This is a genomic window from Stenotrophomonas indicatrix (genome assembly GCA_041545745.1).
GTDB classification, from domain to species: Bacteria; Pseudomonadota; Gammaproteobacteria; order Xanthomonadales; family Xanthomonadaceae; genus Stenotrophomonas; species Stenotrophomonas indicatrix_A.
Genome location: CP168152.1, coordinates 4,465,421 through 4,477,996, shown reverse-complemented (window position 1 = coordinate 4,477,996; position 12,576 = coordinate 4,465,421). Strand labels below are relative to the sequence as shown.

Annotated in this window: 9 protein-coding genes; 6 read left to right on the top strand and 3 right to left on the bottom strand. The window is 68.0% G+C overall.

Annotated features, from left to right (window positions below):
• The first annotated feature begins 6 nt into the window (after positions 1-6).
• The 3 genes from ACEF39_RS20400 to ACEF39_RS20390 all read left to right on the top strand — a co-directional run bounded on the left by ACEF39_RS20400 (position 7) and on the right by ACEF39_RS20390 (position 4,198).
• On the top strand, positions 7-447 hold the full coding sequence (locus ACEF39_RS20400; RefSeq protein WP_025877987.1) for a hypothetical protein: 441 nt from the start codon (positions 7-9) through the stop codon (positions 445-447).
• A 159-nt stretch (positions 448-606) separates the two neighbouring features.
• A complete protein-coding gene (locus ACEF39_RS20395; RefSeq protein ID WP_500288059.1) occupies positions 607-867 on the top strand; it encodes a YcgL domain-containing protein in 261 nt (86 codons plus the stop codon).
• Complete coding sequence (locus tag ACEF39_RS20390) at positions 860-4,198, top strand: ankyrin repeat domain-containing protein (RefSeq protein ID WP_500286396.1); 3,339 nt, start codon at positions 860-862, stop codon at positions 4,196-4,198. Before ACEF39_RS20395 ends, ACEF39_RS20390 begins: the two co-directional genes overlap by 8 nt.
• A gap of 170 nt (positions 4,199-4,368) precedes the next feature.
• Here ACEF39_RS20390 and ACEF39_RS20385 read toward each other — a convergent pair whose 3' ends face one another.
• Positions 4,369-6,147, bottom strand: coding sequence for a monovalent cation:proton antiporter-2 (CPA2) family protein (locus ACEF39_RS20385; protein WP_500286395.1), 1,779 nt, complete (start codon positions 6,145-6,147; stop codon positions 4,369-4,371).
• A 343-nt stretch (positions 6,148-6,490) separates the two neighbouring features.
• Here ACEF39_RS20385 and mgtE point away from each other — a divergent pair, with 343 nt between their 5' ends.
• Positions 6,491-7,861 carry a magnesium transporter gene (gene mgtE / locus ACEF39_RS20380; RefSeq protein ID WP_025877611.1) on the top strand — a complete coding sequence of 457 codons (1,371 nt, stop codon included), beginning with the start codon at positions 6,491-6,493 and terminating at the stop codon, positions 7,859-7,861.
• 72 nt (positions 7,862-7,933) lie between these two features.
• A complete protein-coding gene (locus ACEF39_RS20375) occupies positions 7,934-10,660 on the top strand; it encodes a bifunctional acetate--CoA ligase family protein/GNAT family N-acetyltransferase (protein WP_500286394.1) in 2,727 nt (908 codons plus the stop codon).
• A gap of 48 nt (positions 10,661-10,708) precedes the next feature.
• Here the strand turns inward: ACEF39_RS20375 and ACEF39_RS20370 are convergent, their stop codons facing one another.
• Positions 10,709-11,089: a YbjQ family protein gene (locus ACEF39_RS20370; protein WP_500286393.1), complete on the bottom strand. Its 381-nt coding sequence runs from the start codon at positions 11,087-11,089 to the stop codon at positions 10,709-10,711.
• A 45-nt stretch (positions 11,090-11,134) separates the two neighbouring features.
• Between ACEF39_RS20370 and ACEF39_RS20365 the strand changes: the two genes are divergently transcribed.
• Positions 11,135-11,836, top strand: a complete 702-nt coding sequence (locus tag ACEF39_RS20365; RefSeq protein ID WP_500286392.1) for an alpha/beta fold hydrolase — start codon at positions 11,135-11,137, stop codon at positions 11,834-11,836.
• On the opposite strand, the gene ACEF39_RS20360 is transcribed toward ACEF39_RS20365, so the two are convergent.
• Positions 11,799-12,503 carry a YdcF family protein gene (locus ACEF39_RS20360; RefSeq protein WP_500286391.1) on the bottom strand — a complete coding sequence of 235 codons (705 nt, stop codon included), beginning with the start codon at positions 12,501-12,503 and terminating at the stop codon, positions 11,799-11,801. The two genes, ACEF39_RS20365 and ACEF39_RS20360, sit on opposite strands and share 38 nt — an antisense overlap.
• Between the last annotated feature and the right edge of the window lie 73 nt (positions 12,504-12,576).

The following is a 12,576-nucleotide window of genomic DNA, read 5'->3' as shown; positions in this document are numbered from 1 at the left end:
GTTCCGATGCGCCGCACCCTGCTGATCGCCACTGCCACCGCGCTGCTGGCCCTGACTTCCACCGCTTCGGCGCGCGATACCCGCGTCGAACAGTCCCTGCGCGAGCTGATCAGTTCGCAGGCCGCCAAAGATGCCGGCATCGACGGCAGCGTGCGCTTCTACCTGGCCGGCCAGCCGGTCAGCGTGCAGCAGCGCCTGGGCGAAGACGTGACCAACAAAAAGACCAACGCCGCCAACAAGAGCGACGTCGAGGCCTGCAACTGGGTTGCCCTGTCGGCGCTGCTGGCTCTGCAGGACGGTGCCAAGTCGCGCGGCGCCAACGCCGTGGTCGACATCGTCAGCTACTACAAGAAAAACGAGTTCAAGAGCGCGACCAACTACGAGTGCTGGGCCGGCACCTTCGTTGCCGGCGTGGCCTTGAAGGGCACCTACGCCAAGGTCAAGTAAGCGCGGCCGACCGGTGGCGCTGGCTGAACGGCGTCGCCACATTGCTGAACCTCACCGGGGAAACGCCGTCGATCACGCCGCCATCGTCGCGTGACGGCTTTCCCCGGTGTCGGCTTTCCGACACAATCACGGCTCTTCCCGGGTTATCGTCCCGTGGACATGCACGCCTACGTCTATAAAAGCCAACTCAAGCCGGACACCTACGTCTATCTCGCCCGACGCGATGACTTCAGCGCTTTGCCTGCGCCGCTGTCGGTGTCGTTGGGTTCGCTCGTCTTCGTGCTGGAAGTGACCCTGGACGCGCAACGCCGGCTGGCCCAGGCCGACCCGGCCAAGGTGCGCAGCGAACTGACCGAGCGCGGGTTCTACCTGCAGGTGCCGCCGTCGGTGAGCAGCATGATGCTGCGCCACTATGACTGAGCTTTCCCGATCCCGCGCCCTGTCGCTGGCCTTCACCCTCGGTGCCTTGCTGGCGCTGGGTTCTGCGCTGGGTGGCCTGCCCGGTGCGGTGCTGGCGGCCCTGGCGCAACCGGCGTTTGCGCTGGGGATTTCGTGGTGGCGGCGCAGCCGTGCGCTGCTGCCGCCGAAGGTGATCGCCGGCCAGGACCTGCCGGCGCTGCTGGCACTGTGGACCGCCGCGCCGTTGCTGCTGGCCCTGCTGCTGGCCTGGCCGCTGGCCGCGCTGCGCGACAGCGGCAGCCTGGCTGCGGTGCTGGGCCTGAGCGTGCTGGTCAGCGCCGGCCTGCTGGCGGCCTGGCGCACCTGGCCGCTGTGGAACGATGTCGAGCGCCTCGATGGCGGCCTGGCCCAGCATTGGCAGGCGTTGGCTGGCCGCGACCTCAGCGCCTGGCGTGGCCTTGGCGTGGCCGCACTGGTGATGGCCCTGGCGGCACTGGTGGTGCTGCCGACCTGGCCGGGCCTGCTGCCGGAAAGCGCTCTTTGGCCGTCGACACTGGCGGTGCTGCTGCTGTCACCGCTGCTGCATCTGCTGCTGCAGCGCATTGCACCGGCGCCGCTGGTCTCGCTGCGCAGCCCGCTTGGCGCTGAACTGCCGGTTGATCGCGAAACGTTGTTCAGCGCGGTCGCCGACACCACACCGCTGGAAGCCCTGGCGCCGCAGGAGCTGACCCCGGCCCTGTACGAAGCAGCGCGCCACGGCCGCATCGACCGTGCGCTGCAACTGCTGCAGGCCGGCGCCGATCCGTATTCCCTGCCGGACCCGAACTGGCGCGACCAGCGCAGCCTGGCGGTGCTCGCCGCCGTACTGCCGGACCTGCGCCTGCTGCGCGAGCTGATCGGCCGCGGCGTCGATGTGAACGCGCCGCACCGCGGCATGACTCCGTTGCTGGCCGCAACCCGCGACAGCTGGCATGGGCGTCCGGAAGCAGTGATGACCCTGCTGGCCAACGGCGCCGATTCGCGCGCTACCGACAGTGAGGGCAACACGCCCCTGCACCACGCCGCGCGCAGTTCCGACCCGGGCGTGGCTGCGCTGCTGCGTGACGCGGCCGCTGAAGTCGACGCACTGAACCGCGATGGCTGGTCGCCGTTGGCGGTGGCCTGCCAGGTCGGCAACTGGCGCCTGGCGCGCTTCCTGCTGGAGCGCGGCGCCCGCAGCGAACCGGCTGACGGCACCCCGGTGCTGCTGGCCGCGGCCGCCACCGAGGACGACGATCCAGCCGGCGTGCAGTTGCTGCTCAAGCACAAGGCCCGTGCCGACGCGCGTGACCGCCAGCGCCGCAGCGCGCTGCACGAAGCAGCACTGGCCGGCCACGTGGACATCATCGGCGTGCTGCTTGCCGCCGGTGCCAACCTGGAAGCGCGTGATGCGCTCGGCCGTACCCCGTGGCTGGAAGCTGCACGTGCCGGCCGCGCGGCCGTGGTCGAGCATCTGCTGCCGCACAAACCCGACCTGGTTGCGGTCGACACCGACGGCCGCAACGCGGTGCTGCTGGCAACGATGGCCGAGGACGTTTCGCCGCTGTTGATCAAGCGCCTGCTGGAACTGGGCATCGCCGCCGACGGCAGCGATCCGGCCGGTCGACGCGCGGTGGACTACGCCGCCGAAGCCGGTCGCTGGGCGATCGTCGCCCTGCTGGACCCGTCCTACCCGTTGCCCGCCGCCGTCAGCGATGGCCTGGCCGAGCGCGGCGAGACGGCCAGCGCCAGCGGCCTGTTGCCCGATCGCCCGCCGTTGACCCTGCTGCGCGAGGCACTGGGGTTCGGCAATACCGATGGCATGGCTGCACTGGCCAGGTTGTGCCAGCCCGATGAACTGGGTGGCCTGCTGCTCGAACCGGAGCTGGCGCTGGAGCCGCGCGCGGTCGACTGGCTGCTCGCCCATGGTGCCGATCCGTACGTGCGTGACGCCTGTGCCGATACGCCGATGTTCGCCCTGCTGTCGCGAGGCATCGATGCCGTGCCGGCCCTGCAGGTGATGCTGCAGCATGGCCTGTCGCCGGCCGGCCGTGGTGGCCTGGCGCGTTTCCTGGCCGCCTGTGCGCAGCACGACCAAGCGGCGCGTGGCCTGGAACAGCTGGCGCTGGAACTGCTGGAACGTGGCGCCGATCCGTTTGCTGCGTCGCCGGCCGGTGATCCGCCGTTGTCACTGGCGGTGCGCCTGGGCTGGCTGCGCCTGCAGCAGGCCCTGCTCACCACCGGCGTGGACCGTGAAGCACGCGACAGCCATGGCATGACCGCGCTGCATCTGGCCACCGCACTGGCGCGCGAAAGTGCCCTGAAGCTGCTGGTGCAGCACGGCGCCTCGCCGGAAGCGCGTGCTGCCGATGGGCAGACACCGCTGGGCGTGGCGCTGTCGATCGGTCGTCGCGATCTGGCCGACTGGCTGGACTGGCGCGTCTGGCCGCTGCCGCGCAGGACGCTGCGCGAAGGTGATCTGCCGGCCGCCGCGATGGCCGGTGATGTCGATGCCGTGCGCCGTCTGAATGATCTGGGCTTTGCCATCGACGCCGTCGATGCGCAGGGCTGCACCGCGCTGCTGCGTGCTGCCGGTGGTGGCCATCTGGCCGTGGTCGACCTGCTGCTGGCGCGCGGCGCTGATCCGCAGCATGCCGCTGCCAGTGGTGCGACGCCGTTGTCGGCGGCGGTCAGCATGCGCCAGGTCGAGATCGTCTCGGCCCTGCTCGACGCCGGTGCGCAGCTCGAACACCGCCTGCCAGGCGGGGTCACCGTGCTGATGCTGGCCTCGGCGCTGGGCCTGCCGGACATCGTGGCGCGCCTGCTCACCGCCGGTGCCGACGTGCATGCCGGCGATGCCCAGCAGCTGGCGCCGTTGCACTGCGCAGCCCTGTATGGCTTCAGTGCGCGCGACCGTTCGCGCCTGCTGGCGTTGCTCGATACCCTGCTGCTGGCCGGTGCAGAGCCGGACCAGGCCGCCGCCGGTGCGGTCACGCCGTTGCTGCTGCTGCTGGGCGCGCGCGCCGAACCGGGCACCGCCTGCGACGAGCAGGTGGTAATGGCCGCTGTCGAGCGCCTGCTGGATGAAGACGTGAGCCTGGACGTGCGCGATCCGCGTGGCTTCGGCCCGCTGCACCTGGCCGCCCTGCACGGGTTGCCGCTGCTGGTGCAGCGCTTGCTGCGCGCTGGTGCCGATCCGGAAGCGCGCGATGGCTTGAACCGCAGCCCGCGCGAGATCGCGGTGATGCGCGGCTTCATTGACGTCGCCGCCGAGTTCGAGCCGCGCGTGCCGGGCGTATCGTCGATGGCCAGGTTCCTGCGCGACAACGGCTGACCGGTCCGGGGTCGGATTCCTTTCCAGCGGAAAGGGCTCTGACCCCAATACCTTGGGATCCTACCCCTGGTGGGTGCTGACCGTTGGTCGGCACGTTGCTTTCAGTAGATCCACGCCATGCGTGGATGATCGTGCGGCGAAACAGAGAAGCATCCACGCATGGCGTGGATCTACTTGTCGTCGCTTTCCGCGTCTGCTTCGAACAGGTGCATCAGGTCGTTGCGCGCATCGCGCGAGGTCTGGATCACCGCCGCCTCGTCGTCGTAGACCAGGTACTGGTCGCGCAGCAGCGTCTCGTCGTGTTCGCGGAACTGCTGCACATGGCGCTCGGCCACGTTCGGGGCCACACCCAGCGCGGTCAGCACGCGCCCGCTCATTTCCAGGCTGGTACCGAACACTTCGCGGAACGGTTCGGCCGACATGTCCATCAACCGCCACGCATGCTGGCGGTTGCGCGCGCGTGCCAGCACCGTCGCGTCCGGGTACAGGCGGCGCACCATGCGCACCGCGCGCAGGTTGGTTTCCGGGTCGTCCACGGTGATCACGAACACGTCGATGTGCTCGCCACCGGCGGCGCGCAGCATCTCCGGCCGGGTCGGGTCGCCGTAGTACAGCTGGTTGCCGAAGCGGCGCAGGTCGGCCACGGTGTCCGGGTTCGCTTCCAGCGCCACGAACGGCACCTTCTGCGCGGTCAGCAGGCGCGCGATCACCTGGCCGAAGCGGCCCATGCCGGCAATCAGCACCTTCGGGCGATTGTCCGGCGCCACCTTGTCGGCCTCCGCCGCTTGCCGTGGCGCGGCCTTCTCCTGGCCGAGCAGGCGCAGCAGGGCGATCATCAGCAACGGGGTGATCGCCATCGACAGGCCGACGATCGCCACCAGCCGGTCATGATTGGCATTGCCCAGCAGGTGCGCACGCTGTGCTTCGTTGAACACCACGAAGGCGAATTCGCCGCCCAGCCACAACACGCTGCCCAGCAGCAACGATTGCCGCGAGCTGAGTTTGGCGACGCGACCGATGGCGTACAGCAGGCTGAACTTCACCACCAGCAGGATCGCCACGCCCGCGGCGATCATCCACGGTTCGGCGGCGATGCGGTCCAGGTCGATGCCCATGCCCACGGCGATGAAGAACAGGCCCAGCAGCAAACCCTTGAACGGTTCGATCTGCGATTCCAGTTCGTGCCGGAATTCCGAATCGGACAGCAGAACGCCGGCCAGGAATGCCCCCAGGCTGGGGCTCAGGCCGGCTTCCTGCATGAACCAGGCGGTGCCCAGCACCACCAGCAAGGCGGTGGCGGTGAACACCTCCGGGCTGCGGGTGCGCGCGATGATGCCGAACAGGCGGCGCAGCACCGGCCGTCCGCACAGAATCACCACCGCCAGCGCGCCCAGTGCGACAGCCGCATCTTCCCAGCGCAGCGTCTCGTTCTTGACCCCACCCAGCAGCGGAATCGCGGCCAGCAGCGGAATGGCGATCAGGTCCTGGAACAGCAGGATGGCAAACCCCAGCCGGCCGTGGTCGCTGTTGATCGCCTTGTGCTCGGACAGCAGCTGCAGGCCGACCGCGGTCGATGACAGCGCCAGCGCCACGCCCACCACCAGCGCGCTCTTCCACTGGAAGTGATCGAGCAGCAGCAGGCCGCCCAGCACCAGCCCGGACAGCGCCACCTGCGCCGCGCCCGCACCGAACACCGAGCGCCGCATCACCTTCAGGCGGGCAGGGGACAGCTCCAGCCCGATCACGAACAGCAGCATGACCACGCCGATCTCGGCCGCGCCGAGGATGCGGTCGGCGTCCTGTACGAAGCCGAGGCCATCCGGCCCCAGCACCACGCCGGCCGCCAGGTAGCCCAGCACCGCGCCGAAGCCGAACTTCTTGAACACCGGCACCGCGATCACCGCGGCCAACAGCAGCACCAGTGCCAGTTCCAGACCACCGCTATGCATGGGAATACCTGGTCATCGGGAGGCCGGCTGTGCGTCCATTCGGCGGGGGGGAAGCGCGGCGGATGCCACCTGGCCATTATGCGCGCGCGGCTGTGTACGCACGAGAACGGCAGTGGGCCCCTTGTCCGGTCACCGGCGGCGGGTTGACCTGCACCGGTCGCAGGTCCAGACTGCCCGCCGCTGCCGGCGTGTCCGTCAGTACACCCCTCCGGAGTCCCCAACCCATGTCCAGCGACAGTAGAAGTCGACCTCGGTCGACGCCAGCGATGGCCACCGCCTGACATCGGGACGGTTTGCCTGCGTTGGCGTTGCGCGATGTCGCACCCCATGAAGGCGAATCACCATGAACCAGAAGCAATTGCTGCGTCCGGTGGCCGATGCCGCAGCATTGTCGGCACCGCTGGCGAACTACAACACCGCCGACGCGGTGGAATTCCTCAACACGCTCGAACTGCAGCGCGCCGCCGAGACACTGGCCGCGCTGTCGTTGCCACGTGCAGTGAAGATGCTGGAGGCGCCGGAGCTGCACCGCAGTGGCGAGCTGGTTGCCGCACTGCCGCCGGCACGCGCCGCCGCGCTGCTGGGGTTGATGGCCGACGACCGTGCCACCGACATCGTCCACGAGCTGGATGAAGAAGAACGCGCGCGGCTGATTCCGCTGCTGGGCAACGAAGCCCGGCAGACCATCCAGAAGCTGCTGAGCTACCCGCCGAACACCGCCGGCGCGCTGATGACCACCGAGTTCGTCGCCGTGCCCGCCACCTGGACCGTGGCCCAGACCCTGCAGCACATCCGCCAGGTCGAGCGCACGCGCGAGACCGTGTATGCGATCTACGTCCTCGACCCGGCCAACCAGCAATTGCAGCAGGTGGTGACCATGCGGCGGCTGATCACCGGCCTGCCGGAGGAATCGATCCTGGACGTGGCCCAGGTCAATCCGCCGGTGATGGTGGATGCGCAGATGGATCAGGAAGACGTAGCACGGCTGATCCGCCGCCACGATCTGCTGGCGATCCCGGTGGTGGATGCGCAACAGCACATGCTCGGCATCGTCACCGTCGATGACATCCTCGATGCACTGATCGAAGAGTCGACCGAAGACGCGCACAAGTTCGGCGGCATGGAAGCGCTGGACAAGCCGTACATGCAGATCGGCTTCTTCGAGATGCTGCGCAAGCGCGCCGGCTGGCTGAGCGTGCTGTTCGTGGGCGAGATGCTGACCGCCAGCGCGATGCAGCACTACGAGGACGAACTGGCGCGCGCGGTGGTGCTGACCCTGTTCATCCCGTTGATCATGAGTTCGGGTGGCAACTCCGGTTCCCAAGCCACTTCGCTGCTGATCCGCAGCCTGGCCCTGCGTGAGCTGCGCCTGCGCGACTGGTGGAAAGTGGCCCTGCGCGAAGTGCCCACCGGCATGGTGCTCGGCGCCATTCTTGGCTGCCTGGCCATCGTGCGCATCGTGATCTGGCAGCTCGGTGGATTCCATGACTACGGCGAGCACTGGATCCTGCTGGCGATCACCATCGGCGCTGCGCTGGTGGGCATCGTCACCTTCGGCTCGCTATCAGGGTCGATGCTGCCCTTCATCCTCAAGCGGCTGGGCTTCGACCCGGCCAGCGCCTCGGCCCCGTTCGTCGCCACCCTGGTGGATGTGACCGGCTTGGTGATCTATTTCAGCATCGCCGCGATGATCCTGCACGGCACCCTGCTGTAAGCGGGGGTCGGATCCCTTCGCTAGGCGAAGGGCTCTGACCCCATCACCACGGAATTTGGGTACCGTAGGCACATGAGTACCTACCACCTGCAGTCCGTGTTCCGTCCGCAGTCGGTCGCGGTGATCGGCGGCAGCCCGCGTGAGCGCTCGGCCGGCCGCGCAGTGATGCGCAACCTGCGCGGCACCGGCTTCCCCGGCAAGGTGGCATGGATCAACCCGCGCCACGCCGAGATCGATGGCATCCGCACGGTAAAGCGGCTGAAGGACCTGGATTGGGTGCCGGAACTGGTGGTGATCACCGCGCCGGCCGCCATCGTGCCGCAGGTTGTGCGCACCGCTGCCGAACGTGGCGTGCAGGCCGCGATCATCCTCACCGCGCATCTGGGTGAGGGCCCAGGCTCGCCGTGGGCACAGGTGGAGGCCGCCGCGCGCGCGCATGGCCTGCGCATCCTCGGCCCGCACTGCCTGGGTGTGATCGCACCGCATGCACGGCTCAATGCCAGCATCGCCGCGCATTTCCCGCAGGCCGGCGACCTCGCGCTGATCTCCGAATCCTCGGCGATCGCCGCTGCCCTGGTGGAGTGGGGCGTGGCACGTTCGGTGGGGTTCTCCGCCGTGGTCTCGTTGGGCGACACCATGGACGTGGACTTCGGCGACCTGCTGGACTATTTCGCCACCGACTACCGCACTCGCGCCATCCTGCTTTACGTCGAGCAGATCAAGGACGCCCGCAAGTTCATGTCGGCCGCACGTGCCGCTGCGCGTGCCAAGCCGGTGGTGGTGGTGAAGTCCGGGCGTGCCGAACGGGTGCAGCCGGGCAGCGCCGATACCCACGTGCAGGCACTGGCGCGCGCCGATGATGTCTACGGCGCGGCATTCAACCGTGCCGGTCTGCTGCGGGTGAGTGCGCTGGACGAACTGTTCACCGCAGCCGAGTCGCTGGGCCGCCTCGGTACCTTCCCCGGGCGTCGCCTGGCCATCCTCAGCAACGGCGGCGGTGTCGGCCACTTGGCGGTGGACCAGCTGATCGCCCTGCATGGCACGCTGGCGCAGCTGTCCGACAGCACCGTGCAGAAGCTCGATGCGGTACTGCCGCAGGGCTGGTCGCGCAGCAACCCGGTCGACATCGTGGTCGATGCCGATGGTGATCGCTATGCCACGGCCATCGAGGCACTGCTGGCCGACAACGAGAACGATGCGGTGCTGGTGGTCAATGTGCCCACGGCGTTCACTTCCTCGGCCGATGCCGCGCAGGCGCTGACCCGCACGCTCGGCCTGCGCCCGCGCCATCACCGCGACAAGCCGGTATTCGCGGTGTGGTTGGGCAACGACGATCAGGCCACCGCTACCCTCAACGCGGCACGCGTGCCGACCTATCCCACCGAAGCCGAAGCCGTGCGCGGTTTCCAGCATCTGGTGCGTTACCGCGAAGCACAGAACGCGTTGATGGAAACGCCGCCGAGCCTGCCGCAGGACTTCAGCGTGGACACCGTGCGTGCACGTGCGCTGGTCGAGGCCGCGCTGGCCAACGGTCAAGGCTGGCTGGATCCACTGGCCACCCATGAACTGCTGAAGGCCTACGGCATCCCCTCTGCGCCGGTGATGCACGCGCGCGATGCGCACGAGGCGATGGACCTGGCGCAACCGCTGCTGGAGCGAGGCGCGACCGTCGCGCTGAAGATCCTGTCGCCCGATATTCCGCACAAATCCGAAGTGGATGGCGTGCGCCTGAACCTGGCGACGTTGCCTGCGGTGCAGAGCGCGGCCAAGGCGATCCTTGCCCGTGCACGGCAGCTGCGGCCGGATGCCCGCATCGACGGCCTGCTGGTGCAGCCGACCATCGTCCGCCCGAAGGCGCGCGAGCTCATCGTCGGTATCGCCGACGACGCCACGTTTGGCCCGGTGATCGTGGTCGGTCGTGGTGGCACGGCGGTGGAAGTCATCAATGACAAGGCGTTGGCGCTGCCCCCGCTGGACCTGCGCCTGGCCCACGAGCTGATCGGCCAGACCCGGGCCTCACGCATTCTCAAGGCCTACGGCGATGTGCCAGCGGCCGACGAGCGCGCGCTGGCGCTGGCGCTGGTCAAGCTGGCGCAGCTGGCAGCAGACATTCCCGAAGTGCGCACGCTGGACATCAACCCGCTGCTGGTCGACAGCAAGGGCATCCTGGCGCTGGACGCGCGCGTGGCCGTTGCGCCGTCGCGCATCCTGCACAAAGGGCGTGGCCATCCGCGCTTCGCCGTGTTCCCGTATCCGAAGGAGTGGGAGCGCACCATCGAACTGTCCGATGGCGGTCGCGCCTTCGTGCGCCCGGTGCGGCCGGAAGATGACGCGTTGTTCCGCGCGTTCTTCGCGCGCGTCAGCGATGAGGATCTGCGCCTGCGCTTCTTCCAGTCGGTCAAGCACTTCAGCCACGAGTTCATCGCCCGCCTGACCCAGCTGGACTACGCGCGCTCGATCGCATTGGTGGCCATTGAGCCGCGCACCGGTGAGATGCTGGGTGCGGTGCGACTGCATGCCGATGCGGATTATCACCGCGGCGAGTACGGCATCCTGATCCGCTCGGACCTGAAGGGCCATGGCATCGGCTGGCGCCTGATGGCGATCATGATCGAGTACGCCAAGTGGCTGGGCCTGGACGTGGTGGAAGGCCAGGTGCTGCGCGAGAACAGCACCATGCTGGCGATGTGCCAGAGCCTGGGCTTCAAGACCAAACTGGACCCGGACGACCCGACGGTGATGATGGTGACGCTGCCGGTGCAGCAGGTGGAGGTACCCGAGGTACCGCCGGTGGTGTGACCGTCACCCTGACGGTAGCGCCGGGCCATGCCCGGCGGAACATCGGATTCAACGCAGCGGCTCGACCATCACCGCTGTGCCATAGCACAGCACTTCGGTCAGCCCGGTCATCACATCAGTGGCGTCGTAGCGCATGCCGATGACCGCGCTGGCACCCAGCTGCCGCGCGTGCTTGACCATGTCGCGATAGGTTTCCTCGCGCGCCTGCTCGCACAGCTCGGTGTAGATGGTGATGTTGCCGCCGAAGATCGTCTGGATACCGCCGAGGAAGTTGCCCACGATCGAGCGCGAGCGCACGGTGATGCCGCGCACCACGCCCAGGTTGCGGACGATGCGGTAGCCGGGCAGCTCGAAGGCGGTGGTCACCATCGAATCATCGAAGCGCGCTGCGGAGGTGGTGGGAGTGCCACTGTTGTAGGGATCGGCCATCGGTGTCTGGTCGTGTTGTGGGTTTGAAGGCGCCACAATACCCGGATGACCGACCGTATTCCCCTGCTCCTCCTCCCCGGCCTGCTCAACGATGCCGAACTCTGGCGCGCGCAGCTGGCCGACCTGGCTGATCTCGCCGACTGCACCGTGGGCGACCAGACCCGCGGCGAGACCCTGCAGGCCGTTGCCGAGGATGTATTGGCACAGGCGCCGGAACGGTTTGCGCTGGCCGGTTTCTCACTGGGCGGCTTCGTCGCCCAGCAGATCCTGCGCACGGCGCCGGAGCGTGTACTGCAGCTGGCCCTGATCGACACCTCGATCCATGCCGACTCCCCGGAACGTGCCGAACAGCGCCGCAGCCAGCGTGCCAGCGTGCGCCTGCCGGGGAAATTCCATGGCTTTGGCGATGTGCTGATGCGCAGCTACATCGATGCTTCGCGGCTGGACGACTACGTGCTGGTGCAGCGTGTGCGCGACATGACCGCGCGGTTGGGTGCGGAGGTATTCCTGCGCCAGAGCGCGCTGGAACGCAGCGACGGCCACGACGTGCTGGCCGGCTACCGCGATCCGCTGCTGATCGTCTGTGGTGCGAACGACCGCATCACGCCGTTGGCGGTGAGCGAAGAGATACACGCGCTGGTGCCGCATTCGCAGCTGGTGGTGGTGCCCGATTGTGGGCATCTGGCACCGATGGAAAAGCCGGATGAAGTCAGTGCGGCGATGCGTGGGTGGTTGTCTGCGGATTGAGGTGGGTCGGGGGCATCGGCGGTTCGTTCCACCCCAGTCTGTTGTAGGCGTGGTAGCGCAGCACGCCGATGCGCTCGTGCAGCATCACTTCGACCAGCAGTAGATTGAAGGTTGAGGGAAGCCAGCCGGGCATGGCACGGATCTGATCGCTGGCCACCCCCTCGGCGGTCACGCCAAAGTGCCGGAAGTAGAGCAGGCTGCGCGGCAGGTGCAGGCCAGAAGTCACCAGCAGCACGTGGGATGCGTGCTCCTTTGCGATCAGCGCGCTGCTGTTGCGTGCGTTCTGCCAGGTGTTCGCGCTGGCGTCCTCCAGCAGGATGGCGGCGGCAGGGATGCCCAGGTCAATCAGTTCGCGCGCATAGACATTGGCTTCGCTGTCCAGGCCTGGAGACGGTGCACCGCCACTGACCAGCACCCTGCAGGTTCCGTCCAGTTGCCGGCAGCGATGGAAGCGCTGCGCTGCGGTCAGCAGCCGACTGTATCCGCCCAGCCCAGGCCGCGCTTGATGACCATTGCCCTGGATGCCCGCACCGAGCAGCACGATGAGCGTGTTCCGGCCCGTCTCCTCCGGCGCCATCGTTGGCAGGCTGTGGGTACGATCGAGCAGCTTCTGCGTCACCGGTGAAACGCTGGTGGTCAGCGCCGCGATTGCTGGAAGGGCGAACAAAGTGGCTGCTCGAGGATGCCAACGCACCAAACCGGCACCGAGCAGCAGAGAGAGGAATATCAGAATCAGCACA